This window comes from Nonomuraea thailandensis, from assembly GCF_024172165.1.
In the GTDB taxonomy this organism is placed as follows: Bacteria; Actinomycetota; Actinomycetes; order Streptosporangiales; family Streptosporangiaceae; genus Nonomuraea; species Nonomuraea thailandensis.
Window position 1 is genome coordinate 12,230,996 of record NZ_JAMZEB010000002.1, and the last position, 13,534, is coordinate 12,244,529.

Below are 13,534 nucleotides of genomic sequence, written 5' to 3' on the forward strand. Positions count from 1 at the left end.
CGCACGCGGTGGCCGGTGAGCCTGTGGCGGGGGAGGAGGTGGCGCTCTCCCCCAAGCTGCGCCACGACCTCGGCGATGGCGCCCCCCATGCGCGCCGCTGCCGTCCCGCCCGCCACGACGCGGCCGTCCACTCCGACCTGCCCCCCACAGGCGGTCGCGCGACGGCCGCGAGCCGATCAGCCGCAGGCCGCGGTGGCCTTGGCCTGGATCTCGGGGAGCTTGCCCAGCGCCTCGGTGGCTCCGGACATGTCGTCGACCTTGATGCTCTCGAAGACGGCCGCCATGTCGTTGACCGCGCTGGCGAGGTCCCCGTCGTACTTGCTCGCGAGCGTCTTGAGCTTGTCGGCGGTCTCCTGGCTCGCCTTCTCGATGGCCTTCGGGTCGGTGGCGGCGCTGCTCAGCGAGCTGCTGTACTCAGTGGTGATCTTGTTGATCTCCTGGGTGGCCTGCGTGCAGTCCACCGCCTGGCCGATCGCACCACAGGCGGTGGTGAGGGCGGCAAGAGTCAGCGTCGCGGCCGCGACGGCGAGGCGACGACGAGGGGGAGTCATGTTCCGTGCCCTTCGTAGGTTTAGCGAACGAAGGGAACATTATGGGGCCAAACTTGATCGCCGCTTGCACCCCACTAACACCAGGGGTGTCAAGCGGGTGTAAAGCCGTGCAGCAGGACGTGGACGATCTCCTCCGGCTCGGGCAGCGGAAGATCCAGCAGTCCCCGGTAGGCGACGAGGCCGGTGAACAGGTCCGTCATCAGCCACAGGTCGGCGTTCGGGGGCAGCTCGCCGCGTTCGATCGCGCGTTCGTACACGACCCACGACCGCTCCATCCGGGTGCGCATCGAGGTGCGGATGAGCTCGGCCACCGCCGGGTCGCGGCCCGCCTCGCCGTACACCTGCCTGGCCATGCGGGCGACGCCCGGCTGGTGCCACAGGCCGAGCGTGTCGGCGACCACCACGCGCAGGTCGCCCTCCAGCGAGCCGGTGTCGGGGATGGCGACGTGCGCGTTCATGAGGCCGGTGAGGGTTTCGAGCAGCATGTCGCGCTTGGAGCCGTAGCGCCGGAACACGCTCGCCCTGCCCACGCCTGCCGCCGTCGCGACGTCGTCCATGGTGAAGTCGAGGCCGTGGGAGAGCACCAGCCCGGCCGCGGCCTGCCTGATGCGATGGTCGACCGTGGGGTCGGGCTTGCGGCCGCGCGCAGACATTGTGATACTCCTAGTATCTGATATTCAGAGTCTCAGTATGGGGAGACGTAATGAGGGTAATCGTCGTCGGCGCGGGCGTCGCGGGGCTCGCCCTGGCGCGCGGCCTGCTCAACGCCGGGCACGAGGCGGAGGTGTACGAGGAGGCCCCCGAGCTGCGCACCGCGGGCGGCTCCGTCACGCTCTGGCCGGGCAGCACGGCCATCCTGGAGGAGCTGAAGGCCGACTACGCCGGCGTCGGCCGGCGGCTGGAGACCCTGGAGTCGTGGGCCCCCGACGGGCGACGCCTGCTCACCGTCGACCTCACCGTGCCCGAGCGCCGCTACGGCCACCCCGTCGTGCACGTGGCCCGGCGCGAGCTGGTCGAGCTGCTCTCCGACGGCATGCCGGTGACGTACGGCGCGCGGGTCGAGCACGTGGTGCCCGAGCGGGCCGAGGTGCGGCTGTCCGACGGCCGCACGGTGCGCGGCGACGTGCTGGTGGGCGCCGACGGCCGCCGCTCGGTGGTGCGCGAGGCCCTGATGGGCGACGACCGGGCGAAGCTGAGCGGCTGGGTCACCTGGCAGGGGTTCACCACCAGGCCGACCGCGCTGACGGAGGACCACCGGGCGGTGATGATCGCGGGCAGGCAGGGGCTGTGCGGGCTGATCCCGGCGGGGCGCGGGCGGCTGCTGTGGTGGTTCGACGTCAGGTCGGCGCCCGGCGAGCCGTTCTGGGCCGACGACCCGCACGTGGTGGAGCGGCTGCGGGAGCGGTTCCGCGGCTGGGTGGACCCGGTGCCCGGCATCCTCGGCACGATGACCGACGTCGACTTCTTCCCCCATCACAAGCAGCCGATCCCCGGCGTGTGGGGCAGGGGCCCGACCACGCTGGCCGGCGACTCCGCGCACACCATGCCGCCCACCATGGCCCAGGGCGCCAACCAGGCGCTGGAGGACGCCTGGCTGCTCGCCCGTTCGCTCGGTGACCTGCGCGCGTACGAGCGGGCCAGGTCGAAGGTGGTGCGCAGGCCCGCCAGGATGGCGGGCACGGAGCTCACCGACAGGCAGGGGCCGATCGTGCGGTTCATCCCCGACGGGCTCGCGACGAAGGTGTACGCCTCGATGCTGCGCGGCTACAGCAACTACCTCTTGACAGCCTCCTGAGGCCGTCTGACGATGTCGCATATAGAGCAACTCGGTGCGTAATACGCAACAAGGGGTGTCGGTTGACCACCACGTCGAGCTTGATCTCCACGCTTCCCGGCCGCGCCTACACCGACCCCGAGATCTTCGCCGAGGAACAGGCCAGGATCTTCGAGAGCCTCTGGTTCTGCGCCGTCAGATCCGGCGACCTGCCGGGCCCGGGCGCGTTCAGGACGGTCCAGGTCGGCCGCGAGAGCGTGATCGTGGTGCGCGGGCGCGACGGCCTGCTGCGCGCCTTCCTCAACGTCTGCCGCCACCGCGGCGCCCGCCTGTGCCTGGAGGAGTCGGGCGAGGTCAGGCGGACGATCAGATGCGCCTACCACGCCTGGTCCTACGACCTCGACGGCCGGCTGGCCGCCGCGCCCAACCTGGCGAGGATGCCCGACATCGACCGCGTCGCGTACGGGCTGGCGCCCGTGCACCTGCGTGAATGGCTCGGGTACGCGTGGGTGTGCCTGGCAGCCGAGCCGCCCTCGTTCGAGGAGGGCGTGACGTACGCGGCCACCGAGCGCCTCGGCGACCCCGCCGCCATCGAGCACTACCACGTGGACCGGCTCGCGCTCGGCCGCCGCATCGTCTACGACGTCAAGGCCAACTGGAAGCTCCTGGTCGAGAACTTCATGGAGTGCTACCACTGCGCCACCATCCACCCCGAGCTGACCGCGGTGCTGCCCGAGTTCGCCGGCGGGTACGCGGCGCAGTACTACGTGGGGCACGGCGCCGAGTTCGCCGAGCGGGCCGAGGGGTTCACGGTGGACGGCGGCCCCGGCTTCGGCAAACTGCCCGACGTGTCGCAGGAGCAGGACCGCCGCTACTACGCGATCACCGTCAGGCCGCAGGTGTTCGTGAACCTGGTGCCCGACCACGTGATCCTGCACCGCATGTTCCCCATGGCCGCGGACCGCACGGTGGTGGAGTGCGACTGGCTCTACCACCCCGACGTCGTGGCCTCCGGGGCCGACCTGACGCGGTCGGTGGAGCTCTTCCACCGGGTCAACGAGCAGGACTTCGACGCCTGCGAGCGCACCCAGCCCGGCATGTCGTCACGGGCGTACCGGGAGGGCGGGGTGCTCGTGCCGAGCGAGCACCACATCGCCCTGTTCCATCAGTGGGTGAACCAGCGCCTGCGCGGATAGCGCACCGTGAGGCCGCCGTACTTGGCCCGGCCGGTTATGACCACGCACAGCACGCCGGGGCGGGGCCTGCCGGCCACCTTGGACGTCGGCTGCCCCCAGTCGCTCTGGAAGCCGTCCACGTCGGCCACCGCGCCCTCGGGCAGGATGATCCTGGCCGATCCGTACGTGAGGTCCAGCTCGATGTCCACGACCTGGTGGGGGACGACGGCCTCGGTGAAGTCGAGCTCGACGCTGCCGTACTTGGAGGCGATCCGCAGCCGGCGCGGCACGGCCCAGTCGCCCGAGCGCCTGACGTTGCCGTTCTTGGAGCCCAGCTCCACCACGTCGTCGACCTGCGGCTGTGTGCTCGGCAGATCGGTGATCAGGTCGAGCAGGTCGCCGTAGGTCTTCGCCGACAGCGCCGCCTCCAGCCGGTCCTCGAGCTCGGCCCGGGTCAGCCGGCCCTCGGAGAACGCCTGCTGGAGCTGCTGCGCGGTGCGCTCCCGGTCCTCGTCGGAGACCCGCATCTGCAATTCCGACATGTCCCGAGCATAGGCGTGGCGGGGTCAGAACGGGAGGCGTCGTCCGGAAGGGGTGCGGAGGTCGAGGGGGTCGGGACGGCGTTCGGGGCGGGGACGGCGGATGAGCTGGACTCTCTTCACATCTCAATAGGTACCCAACGGATTGCCGTGAAGTCATCAACGTTAGGTAGCGTGGTTCTGATGTGGCCGGAACCTTTCGTGCATCCGGCGCTCTTCTATCGGGGCGCCGGTGAGTACGTGTCTGCCACGACGACCTTCATCCGGGAGGGGCTGGCAGCCGGAGAGCCCGTCGCCGTGGCCGTCCCGCCGTGGAATCTCGCGCTGATCGAGGCGGAGCTCGGCACGCAGGCCGGGGACGTGCTCCTGCTCGACATGACGCGGGCCGGGCGCAATCCCGGGCGGATCATCCCCGGCGTGCTGCGGGCCTTCGCCGACCGGCATCCCGACCACCACGTGCGGATCATCGGCGAGCCGATCTGGGCGGGGCGCTCCGAGACGGAGTATCCGGCCTGCGCCCAGCACGAGGCGCTGATCAACCTGGCGTTCACGGGGCGCAGGGTGACGATCCTGTGCCCGTACGACCTGGAGGGGCTGACCGGCGAGGTCATCCGCGAGGCCGAACGCACCCACCCCGTGCTGCGTGACGCGACGGGGGAGTGGGCCAGCGGCGACTACGCGCCCGAGCTGGTCGTCGACGGGCACAACCGGCCGCTGCGCGAGCCGGAGAAGGCCGTCTCGCTGCGCTTCGACCACACCGACCTGTCGGCGGTGCGGGCGCTGGCAGCCAGGGAGGCCGCCGCCCTGGGCTTCGGGGGAGACAGGCTCGACGACATCCGGCTCGCGGTGGCCGAGCTCGGCGCCAACAGCCTCGACCACGGCGGCGGCTCCGGCCTGCTGCGGGTGTGGACCGAGGACGACCGGCTGGTGTGCGAGGTCAGCGACGCGGGGCACATCACCGACCCGCTGGTGGGCCGCAGGCCGGTCGACCCGCGTGAGGCGGGCTCGCGCGGCCTGCTCATCGTCAACCTCCTCGGCGACCTCGTACGCGTGCACACCCGCGCGGGCGCGACCGCCGTACGCGTCTACTTCGACCTGCCCTAGAGCTCGATCTCCCCCATGCTCGGGTAGCGGGTGCCGCGCACGGCGTCCGCGGGCACGGCGGCGGCCAGCGCGCCGAGCTGTTCGGGGGTGAGCGTGAGGTCCGCCGCGGCGGCGTTCTCCTCCAGGTACTTCAGCCGCTTGGTGCCGGGGATCGGCACGATGTCCGCGCCCTGCGCGAGCAGCCAGGCCAGGGAGAGCTGGGCGGCCGTGACCCCGGCCGCGTCCGCGATCCGCTTCACCCCGGCCGCCAGCGCCCGGTTGTGCTCGGCGTTCTCGCCGGTGTTGCGCGGGAGGTGGCGGCGGAAGTCGTCGGCGGGCAGCTCGTCGGCGCTCGGCAGCGTGGCCGACAGCAGGCCGCGGCTGATCGGCGAGTACGCCACCAGCCCGACCCCCAGCTCCCTGGCCGCCGGCAGGATCTCCGCCTCCAGCCCTCTGGTGAACAGGGAGTACTCGCTCTGCAGGGCCGCGATCGGATGCACGGCGTCGGCCTTGCGCAGGGTGTCGGCGCTCACCTCCGACAGGCCGAGATGGCGCACCTTGCCCTGCCGGACCAGCTCGGCCATGGCGCCGACCGACTCCTCCACGGGGACGCCGGGGTTGCGGCGGTGCATGTAGTACAGGTCGATGTGGTCGACGCCGAGGCGCCGGAGCGAGGCGTCGCACGCGGCCCTGATGTACTCCGGGTTGTTCTCGACCGTGCGGGTGGCGCCGTCGCGCCTGATGCCGAACTTGGTGGCCAGCACGACCTCGTCGCGCCGGTCCCTGATGGCGCGGCCGACCAGCTCCTCGTTGGCGCCGCTGCCGTACATGTCGGCGGTGTCCAGAAAATTCATGCCAAGGTCAAGAGCGCGGTGAATGACCGCGATCGACTCCTTCTCGTCGCCCTGGCCGTAGAACTCGGACATGCCCATGCAGCCGAGCCCGAGCGCGGAGACCTGGAGGCCCTCCCTGCCGAGAGTGCGCTTGTTCATGCCGGTTGCCCCCTGACGTACAGGCTGGATCGTCATGCGTCCAGGGTGGACCTTAGAGCGCACTCGAAGTCAAATCGCCGTCAGGGCAGCCGCCGCCACCCTGAGGGGGCTGCCCCTACCGGGGGTCACGTACGGGCAGGTCATCGGCCCCATCTAGGGGTCGGTCAGACCAAGGTATTAGGGGGTACTTCAGGGCCGGTTCGGGCCGATCTCCGATGTTCGCAAAGTCCGCGTTCCACGAGCTTGGAGGCATGAAGGGATTGCTTGTCAGTGGTTTCGCGGCCATCGGCGCCGGGAGCGGCGCGATGCTGAGCCTGCACGCCGGCTCCGACCTGGACCCGTTCCACAGCGTGATCAGCGAGTACGTGTGGCAGTCGGCCGGCTGGCTGCTGCCCGCCTCGCTGACGTTGTTCGCCGCGGGCGCCGCGCTGATCGCCGAGGCGGTGCGGCGGGCCGGCATGAGCCGCTGGATCGTCGCGCTGCTGCTGGCGTGGGGGGCGAGCATGTTCCTGATCGGGGCCTTCCCGACCGACAGGCCCGGCGTGCCGCTGTCGCTGTCGGGCGGCATCCATCGCTACGCCGCCTTCGCCGCCTTCCTGGTGATGCCGGTGGCCGGGATGTTGCTGGCCAGGGCGAGGATCCGCTACGCCGGGGCGATGCGGTTGCTCAGCGGGCTGGCCCTGGGCGCGCTGGTGCTGGTCGTGATCCCGTACGTGGTGCGCATGTTCGGCATCCCGCTGAGCAACGACGACATCCCGGCGGGGCTGACCCAGAGGTTCGTGGTCGTGACCGAGCTCGCCGTGCTGGCACTGGCCGGGCTGGCGCTGCTCAAGCCGTCGGCCCGGCGCGCGGTGTCGGCGGTCATGGCGTGAGGCCGCACCACGCTTGAACTGCGCCGCTCTGGAAAGAGGAAGGTCCCCGACCTCTTTCCAGGAGTGGCTGAGATGACGATTTTGATCGCGTACGACGGATCCGACGACTCCAAGGCCGCCATCGCCTTCGCCGGCGAGCTGTTCCGCGGCCAGCAGGCGGTCGTGCTGACGGTGTGGGAGCGGCTGGCGATGACCTCGGCCAGGGCGTCTGCCGGGCTCATGGTGGCCCTCGACCAGTCAGGGGTCGAGGACGAGGCCATCGGGCAGGCGATGAGCGAGCTGGCCGGGCAGGGGGCCGAGCTGGCCCGCCAGGCGGGGCTGGACGCGACGCCGCGGTGCGACGCGGACTCCGTGGCCATCTGGTCGACCATCGTGGACGTGGCGGACGAGATCGACGCCCAGCTCATCGTGACCGGCACCAGAGGGCTGGGCGGGGTGCGGTCGCTGCTGCTGGGCAGCACCTCGGACCGGGTGCTGCACCACGCGCACCGGCCGGTGCTGGTGGTCCCCGGCCCGAACGGCAAGGGCGGCTGACCCCGGCGCCACCTGCGGCGACAGGTCGCCTCAAGGCGTTCACCCGGGCGTTGGCGCGGGACGCCGGTGCGGTGCGGCAGAGTGGGTGCCTCCTGAGAACGTGAGAGGAGGCCGGGCGTGCCGGAGGAGCTGGCAAGGCGGCTGGGCACCACCGACGCGGTCGTCGTGGGGCTGAGCGCGATGATCGGCGCGGGCGTGTTCGCCGCCTTCGCCCCGGCGGCCGCGGCGGCCGGCCACTGGCTGCTCGCCTCGCTGGCGCTGGCCGCCGTCGTCGCCTACTGCAACGCCACCTCCTCGGCCCGCCTGGCCGCCCTCTATCCCGAGTCGGGCGGCACCTACGTCTACGGCCGGCGCCGCCTCGGCCCCCTGTGGGGCTACCTGGCGGGCTGGGGCTTCACGATCGGCAAGACCGCCTCCTGCGCGGCCATGGCGCTCACCTTCGGCTCCTACGTGCTGCCCGGCCTCGAACGGCCGCTCGCGATCGCCGCGGTGGCCGTGCTGACCCTGCTCAACCTGTTCGGCGTGCAGCGCTCGGCGGGCGTGGCCCGGATCATCGTGGCGTTCGTGCTGGCGGTGCTGGCCGTCGTGATCCTGGCCGGGCTGACCGGCGACGACTCGGCCACCTTCGGCTGGTTCGCCCGCACGCCGGAGACCGAGGTGTTCCTGCGCAACGCGGCCGGCCCGTACCAGGCCGACGGCTGGGGGGTGATGCAGGGAGCCGGGCTGCTGTTCTTCGCGTTCGCCGGATACGCCAGGATCGCCACCCTCGGCGAGGAGGTGCGCGATCCCGCCCGCACCATCCCACGGGCCGTCGGCATCGCGCTGGGCATCACGCTGGCCGTCTACACGCTGGTCGCCGTGGCCGCGCTGCGCACCCTGCAGCCGGAGCTGCTGGCCACGTCCGCCGCGCCGCTGGCCGAGGTGGTCAGACAGGCCGGGTTCGGATGGCTGGCGCCCGTGGTGGGCGCGGGGGCGGCGGTGGCGGCGCTGGGCGCGCTGCTGGCGCTGCTGCTGGGCGTCTCGCGTACGGTGCTGGCGATGGCGCGCGAGCGCGACCTGCCCGGCGCGCTGGCCGCCGTGGACCCGGTGCGGCAGGTGCCGAGGCGGGCCGAGCTGGCGGTCGGCGGCGCGGTGATCGTGCTGCTGCTCGTGGCCGACCTGCGGGAGGCGATCGGGTTCTCCTCGTTCGGCGTGCTCGTCTACTACGCCGTGGCCAACGCCTGCGCGTTCACGCTCCGCCGCGACGAGGGCGCGCCGCACCGCGCCGTGCCCGTGCTGGGGCTGGCGCTGTGCCTGGCGCTGGCGGCCACGCTGCCCCTGGCCTCGGTGGTGGCGGGCCTGGCGGTGTTCGCGGCCGGGCTGGCGATCTACGCGGTACGGCGAGCGCGCGCCGGCCGGTAGGGCGTACCATGGCGGCATGACGGCGTGCCCGGTGATGACGGCCCCCTAGGGGGTTCATCGGCGCGTCCACGTTGAGGCCCTGCTAGCCGGGGCCTCGCGTCGTGTCCGGGGCCCCTCGGGAGGCACCCGATGTACATCACGACGACCATCCCCTACGTCAACGCCAGGCCGCACCTCGGCCACGCGCTGGAGCTCGTCCAGGCCGACGTGCTGGCCAGGCACCACAGGCGGCGGGGCGAGCCCGTGCGGTTCCAGACGGGCACCGACGACAACTCGCTGAAGAACGTGCTGGCCGCCGAGGCGGAGGGCGTGCCCGTACGGGAGCTGGTGGACAGGAACGCCGCCGCGTTCGAGGCGCTGCGCGAGACGCTGGACCTGTCCTTCGACGCCTTCGTCAGGACCAGCACGCACCCGGGGCACCGCGCCGGGGTCGAGCGGATCTGGCGGGCCACCGCGCACGACCTCTACCAGCGGCACTACGCGGGGCTCTACTGCGTGGGCTGCGAGCAGTTCTACCCCGAGGGGCCCTGCCCGGACGGCCACGAAGCGCCGCTGCAACCGGTCTCGGAGGAGAACTGGTTCTTCGGGCTCTCCCGCTACCGGGACGCGCTCCTCGACCTCATCCGCACGGGAAAGCTCAGGATCGAGCCGGCCGCGCGGCGCAACGAGGTGCTGGCGTTCGTCGAGGCGGGGCTGGACGACATCAGCATCTCCCGCTCCGCCGCCCGGGCCAGGGGCTGGGGGATCCCGGTGCCGGGCGATCCCGGGCAGGTGGTGTACGTGTGGTGGGACGCGCTGGCCAACTACGTGACCGCCCTCGGTGAGGACTACGAGCGGTGGTGGGTGCGGGAGCCGGACAAGGTGCACCTGGTGGGCAAGGGCGTGATCCGCTTCCACGCGGTGTACTGGCCGGCGATGTTGTTGTCCGCCGGGCTGCCGCTGCCGTCGGCGATCTTCGTGCACGACTACCTGACGGCCGGCGGCCGCAAGATCAGCAAGTCGTCGGGGAACGCCGCCGATCCCGCGGCGCTCGTGGACGCGTACGGGGCCGACGCCGTGCGGTGGTGGCTGCTGCGCGAGGTGCCGCGGGTGGGCGACGCCGACTTCACCGAGGCGCGCCTGATCGCCAGGGCGGACGAGGACCTGGCCAACGGCCTGGGGAACCTGGTCAACCGGGTGGTCACCATGGAGCACCGCTTCCTGGACGGGCACGTGCCGCCCGCCGGTGAGCCGCTGGACGGCGGGGTGGCAGGCGGGGTGGCCGAGGCGCTGGCCGGGCTCGACTTCCGGCGGGCCGCGCTGGCGGTCTGGACGATCGTCGAGCAGGCCAACCGCTACGTCGATCGCACCCGGCCCTGGCAGCAGTCCAGGAGCGGGCAGGAGGAGTCGCTGGGCACGCTGGTGCACGCGTGCCGGGCGCTGGCCGCGCAGCTCGCCCCCTTCCTGCCGACGGCGGCGGCGCGCGTGGCGACGGCGGTCTCCGGCGACCGGCTGCCCGCGCCCGAGCCGCTGTTCCCCCGGCACGCGCGCTGATCCGGCGCGGCACACGGTGTGGCTGTTGACGGGAATCCTGGGAGAGCCTAGGTTTGCGGCCACACCGACCAGCCGGTATGGAGGCGTGCATGCCCACCGTCGAGACCCTGCGCGGACCTGTGGACGTCGACGAGCTCGGGCAGACGCTGATGCACGAGCACGTCTTCGTGGTGTCCACCGAGCACCTGGACAACTACGGCAGGGGCGCCTGGTGGGACGAGGAGTTCCGGGTGGCGGACGCGATCACCAAGCTCGCCGCGGTGGCCGCGAAGGGCGTGCGCACGATCGTGGACCCGACGGTGTGGGGCCTGGGCCGCTACCTCCCGCGCGTCCAGCGGATCGCCGAACAGGTGCCCGGCCTGCACATCATCGCCGCCACCGGCATCTACGCCTTCGAGGAGCTGCCCCACCAGTACGAGCACCGCGGCCCCGGCCTGGCCTTCGACCTGCCCGACCCGATGATCGACGACTTCGTCCGCGACCTCACCGTCGGCATCGCCGACACCGGCGTCAAGGCGGCCTTCCTCAAGTGCGTGGTCGAGGCCAAGGGGCTCACGCCCGGCGTCGAGCGCATCTGCCGGGCCGTGGCGCAGGCCCACGTGCGCACCGGCGCGCCGATCACCGTCCACACGAACGCGTTCACGCAGAGCGGCCTGATCGCGCTCGACCTGTTCGCCAAGGAGGGCGTGAACCTGGAGAAGGTCGTCGTCGGGCACGCGGGCGACAGCAACGACCTCGACTACCTCATGCGGCTGGCCGACACGGGCGCGATCCTCGGGATGGACCGGTTCGGTCTGGACCTCTACAACCCGACGGCACAGCGCGTGGCCACGATCGCGGCCCTCTGCCGGCGTGGATACGCCGACCGCATGGTCCTCAGCCACGACACCGCCTGCTTCATGGACTACTTCGGCGGGGCCTGGGACGAGGCCCGGCCCGCGCTGGCGCCGAACTGGCGCTACGATCACATTCACGACGACGTCTTGGCCGCCCTGCTGGACTCGGGTGTGACCGATGACCAGATTGAGCAGATGCTGGTGTTCAACCCGAAGCGCTACTTCTCGTAAAGTGGGTGGATCGGGAGAGCGACGCGGGTAGGTGGAGCTGGGTGACTTCGGAGCAGGCCTTGTCGATCAGCCTGGGACTCCAGGGGCCTTGCGTCATCGCGCGGTTGACGGGGGATTTCGACTTCGGGTCCGCGGCGGAGGTGCGCGACCGCGTCACCAAGGCGCTCGATCTCACGCAGCCCCCGATGCTCGTCATCGACATGCAGGCCGTCAGCGTGTGCGACTCCTCCGGTCTTTCCGTGCTCGTCTATCTGCACAAGGCGGTCACGGCCTCCGGCGGGCGGCTGCTGCTGTCGGGGCTGAACGGCCGCTGCAAGCATTTGTTCGCGATCACCGCGCTGGACAAGTTCTTCGATATCCGCAGTACGGCGGAGCTGGCCATCGCCGAGCTGAACGAAGAGGGGAATTCGCCGCCGTTTACCGGGTAGTGCCCGTGCATGTCGGCCGAAGAGCCCGATCTGCTCGGTACGTACCTCGAGCAGATCGGAAAGACCCCCTTGCTCGCCGCCGCGGACGAAGTGGAGCTGGCCCGGCGGATCGAGGCAGGCCTGTACGCGGGCCATCTGATCGAGCGTGGTGAGGGCACGCCAGAACTCGAACTCGTCGCGCTCGATGGCAAGCGCGCCAAGGACCTGCTGATCAGGTCCAACCTCCGGCTCGTGGTGTCCGCCGCCAGGCGGTACTCCTTCCGGGGGCTGCCGTTGCTCGACGTCATCCAGGAGGGCAATCTCGGGCTGATCAGGGCGGTGGAGAAGTTCGACTACACGCGTGGATACAAGTTCTCCACGTATGGGATGTGGTGGATCCGCCAGGCCATCGAGCGCGGCATCCACGACAAGAGCCGTACCGTGCGGCTGCCGATCCACGTCGCGGAGGAGCTGTCGCGGCTGATCAGGGTGGAGCGCCAGCTCGCCGCCGAGCTCGGCCACGAGCCCACCGACGCGGAGCTGGCCGAGGTGGCCGAGCGCTCGACCGGTCAGGTCGCGGCGTTACGCAAGCTCGGCCAGGACATGGTCAGCCTCGACATTCCCGTCGGTGAGCACGGCGAGGGCCGGATCGGCGACATGATCGCCGACGAGGACGGGCTGCAGGTGCAGGAGCTGACCGAGCGCCGGGCGCTCAGCGCGGAGCTGCGCCAGGTGGTCACGACCCTGCCGCCGCGGGAGGCGTTCGTGATCAGGCTCAGGTACGGGCTGACCGGAGAGGAGGTCCACACCTACACGGAGATCGCACAGTGTCTCGGCCTCACGAGGGAGCGCATCAGGCAGCTGGAGAAACAGGCGTTGAGACGGCTCAGGCAAGGGGGGCCGTTGCTGGCGTGGGCTTCCTGACCTGGCCGGGTTGCGGGCAGATAAGCCCGAAATAAAGGGATAACCGTTTCGTATCGGATCATGCCCACCAAACCCGGTCGATCGGGATGCCTGGTAGTAGTCGGGACACGTATGTGTCGCTGCCAAGGGGGGAGCGACAGTCTCGACTATGGGGGCGAAATGTTCAAAAGCCTTGCCGCCACGGCGTTAGTGGCGGCCGCCGCGACCACGCTCATGGCCGCGCCCGCCGAAGCCGCCACGTCCAGCGCGCAGCTCATCCGGACCAAGTCCTCCTGGGGTCACTGCGAGAACACGTGCCGCGTGAAGGTGCGGATCACGAACATCTCCCGCAAGAACCTCTTCAACGTCAAGCTCACCGTCACCCTCAAGGTGAACGGCCGCAAGGTCGGCTCGTGCTACGACAACGTGGGCCGCGTCAACGCGCGCAAGGTGCGCTACGCCGCCTGCACGGTGCGCACCGCGAAGCTGTCGGAGGCGTGGAACGACCACATCGACGGGTACGGGGACTTCCGCACCTACGCCAGGACGAGCGTGGCGTACAAGTACTACCGCTGACGTCGGCTGAAGGGGCCGGGACGCCCGGCCCCTCCGGGGCTCACGCGGTGACGAGGAGTGCCACTCCGATCAGCACCACGACCGGGACGAGCCACATCACGACCTCGCCGGCGAACTCCTTGTACAT

The 13,534-nt window shown here is 71.0% G+C and carries 15 protein-coding genes; 11 read left to right on the top strand and 4 right to left on the bottom strand.

All coding sequences use genetic code 11. From position 1 onward, the window contains the following. Nucleotides 1-176: 176 nt before the first annotated feature. Nucleotides 177-551, bottom strand: a complete 375-nt coding sequence (locus HD597_RS61045) for a DUF8711 family protein (RefSeq protein ID WP_253758370.1) — start codon at nt 549-551, stop codon at nt 177-179. 89 nt (nt 552-640) lie between these two features. After that, nucleotides 641-1,204, bottom strand: coding sequence for a TetR/AcrR family transcriptional regulator (locus HD597_RS61050; protein ID WP_253758372.1), 564 nt, complete (start codon nt 1,202-1,204; stop codon nt 641-643). 50 nt (nt 1,205-1,254) lie between these two features. On the opposite strand from HD597_RS61050, the gene HD597_RS61055 reads away from it, so the two are divergent. Beyond that, nucleotides 1,255-2,346 carry an FAD-dependent oxidoreductase gene (locus tag HD597_RS61055; protein WP_253758374.1) on the top strand — a complete coding sequence of 364 codons (1,092 nt, stop codon included), beginning with the start codon at nt 1,255-1,257 and terminating at the stop codon, nt 2,344-2,346. Nucleotides 2,347-2,408: 62 nt separating this feature from the next. Beyond that, the gene (locus HD597_RS61060) at nt 2,409-3,521 is read left to right on the top strand and encodes an aromatic ring-hydroxylating oxygenase subunit alpha (RefSeq protein ID WP_253758376.1); all 1,113 of its coding nucleotides are present in this window, start codon (nt 2,409-2,411) and stop codon (nt 3,519-3,521) included. On the opposite strand, the gene HD597_RS61065 is transcribed toward HD597_RS61060, so the two are convergent. Further along, on the bottom strand, nt 3,491-4,042 hold the full coding sequence (locus tag HD597_RS61065; protein WP_253758378.1) for a DUF1707 SHOCT-like domain-containing protein: 552 nt from the start codon (nt 4,040-4,042) through the stop codon (nt 3,491-3,493). The two genes, HD597_RS61060 and HD597_RS61065, sit on opposite strands and share 31 nt — an antisense overlap. A 180-nt stretch (nt 4,043-4,222) precedes the next feature. Between HD597_RS61065 and HD597_RS61070 the strand changes: the two genes are divergently transcribed. Next, entirely contained in the window at nt 4,223-5,143 is a 921-nt protein-coding gene (locus HD597_RS61070; RefSeq protein WP_253758380.1) for an anti-sigma factor RsbA family regulatory protein, read from the top strand. Here the strand turns inward: HD597_RS61070 and HD597_RS61075 are convergent. Beyond that, nucleotides 5,140-6,114: an aldo/keto reductase gene (locus tag HD597_RS61075; RefSeq protein ID WP_253758382.1), complete on the bottom strand. Its 975-nt coding sequence runs from the start codon at nt 6,112-6,114 to the stop codon at nt 5,140-5,142. The genes HD597_RS61070 and HD597_RS61075 overlap by 4 nt on opposite strands. 251 nt (nt 6,115-6,365) lie before the next feature. Between HD597_RS61075 and HD597_RS61080 the strand changes: the two genes are divergently transcribed. The 8 genes from HD597_RS61080 (at nt 6,366) to HD597_RS61115 (ending at nt 13,407) form a co-directional block, all read left to right on the top strand. Beyond that, nucleotides 6,366-6,986 (top strand): DUF998 domain-containing protein, encoded by a 621-nt coding sequence (locus HD597_RS61080; protein WP_253758384.1) that lies wholly within the window; start codon nt 6,366-6,368, stop codon nt 6,984-6,986. Between the two features lie 72 nt (nt 6,987-7,058). Continuing rightward, a complete protein-coding gene (locus HD597_RS61085) occupies nt 7,059-7,520 on the top strand; it encodes a universal stress protein (protein WP_253758386.1) in 462 nt (153 codons plus the stop codon). Nucleotides 7,521-7,637: 117 nt separating this feature from the next. Then, on the top strand, nt 7,638-8,921 hold the full coding sequence (locus tag HD597_RS61090; protein ID WP_308210938.1) for an APC family permease: 1,284 nt from the start codon (nt 7,638-7,640) through the stop codon (nt 8,919-8,921). 129 nt (nt 8,922-9,050) lie between these two features. After that, nucleotides 9,051-10,454 carry a methionine--tRNA ligase gene (locus HD597_RS61095; RefSeq protein ID WP_253758388.1) on the top strand — a complete coding sequence of 468 codons (1,404 nt, stop codon included), beginning with the start codon at nt 9,051-9,053 and terminating at the stop codon, nt 10,452-10,454. A gap of 89 nt (nt 10,455-10,543) precedes the next feature. After that, nucleotides 10,544-11,521 carry a phosphotriesterase family protein gene (locus HD597_RS61100; protein ID WP_253758390.1) on the top strand — a complete coding sequence of 326 codons (978 nt, stop codon included), beginning with the start codon at nt 10,544-10,546 and terminating at the stop codon, nt 11,519-11,521. Between the two features lie 41 nt (nt 11,522-11,562). After that, nucleotides 11,563-11,949 carry an STAS domain-containing protein gene (locus tag HD597_RS61105; protein ID WP_168010020.1) on the top strand — a complete coding sequence of 129 codons (387 nt, stop codon included), beginning with the start codon at nt 11,563-11,565 and terminating at the stop codon, nt 11,947-11,949. 9 nt (nt 11,950-11,958) lie between these two features. Then, nucleotides 11,959-12,852: a sigma-70 family RNA polymerase sigma factor gene (locus tag HD597_RS61110; RefSeq protein WP_253758392.1), complete on the top strand. Its 894-nt coding sequence runs from the start codon at nt 11,959-11,961 to the stop codon at nt 12,850-12,852. Between the two features lie 159 nt (nt 12,853-13,011). Further along, a complete protein-coding gene (locus HD597_RS61115; RefSeq protein ID WP_253758394.1) occupies nt 13,012-13,407 on the top strand; it encodes a hypothetical protein in 396 nt (131 codons plus the stop codon). The last annotated feature ends 127 nt before the right edge of the window (nt 13,408-13,534 follow it).

Bases quoted from the DNA above. Each gene is read 5' to 3' on its own strand.
- HD597_RS61065 (WP_253758378.1), bottom strand. From the start codon at position 4,042: ATGTCGGAATTGCAGATGCGGGTCTCCGACGAGGACCGGGAGCGCACC.
- HD597_RS61115 (WP_253758394.1), top strand. From the start codon at position 13,012: ATGTTCAAAAGCCTTGCCGCCACGGCGTTAGTGGCGGCCGCCGCGACC.
- HD597_RS61085 (WP_253758386.1), top strand. From the start codon at position 7,059: ATGACGATTTTGATCGCGTACGACGGATCCGACGACTCCAAGGCCGCC.
- HD597_RS61100 (WP_253758390.1), top strand. From the start codon at position 10,544: ATGCCCACCGTCGAGACCCTGCGCGGACCTGTGGACGTCGACGAGCTC.
- HD597_RS61095 (WP_253758388.1), top strand. From the start codon at position 9,051: ATGTACATCACGACGACCATCCCCTACGTCAACGCCAGGCCGCACCTC.
- HD597_RS61080 (WP_253758384.1), top strand. From the start codon at position 6,366: ATGAAGGGATTGCTTGTCAGTGGTTTCGCGGCCATCGGCGCCGGGAGC.
- HD597_RS61055 (WP_253758374.1), top strand. From the start codon at position 1,255: ATGAGGGTAATCGTCGTCGGCGCGGGCGTCGCGGGGCTCGCCCTGGCG.
- HD597_RS61070 (WP_253758380.1), top strand. From the start codon at position 4,223: ATGTGGCCGGAACCTTTCGTGCATCCGGCGCTCTTCTATCGGGGCGCC.
- HD597_RS61045 (WP_253758370.1), bottom strand. From the start codon at position 551: ATGACTCCCCCTCGTCGTCGCCTCGCCGTCGCGGCCGCGACGCTGACT.
- HD597_RS61110 (WP_253758392.1), top strand. From the start codon at position 11,959: ATGTCGGCCGAAGAGCCCGATCTGCTCGGTACGTACCTCGAGCAGATC.
- HD597_RS61050 (WP_253758372.1), bottom strand. From the start codon at position 1,204: ATGTCTGCGCGCGGCCGCAAGCCCGACCCCACGGTCGACCATCGCATC.
- HD597_RS61075 (WP_253758382.1), bottom strand. From the start codon at position 6,114: ATGAACAAGCGCACTCTCGGCAGGGAGGGCCTCCAGGTCTCCGCGCTC.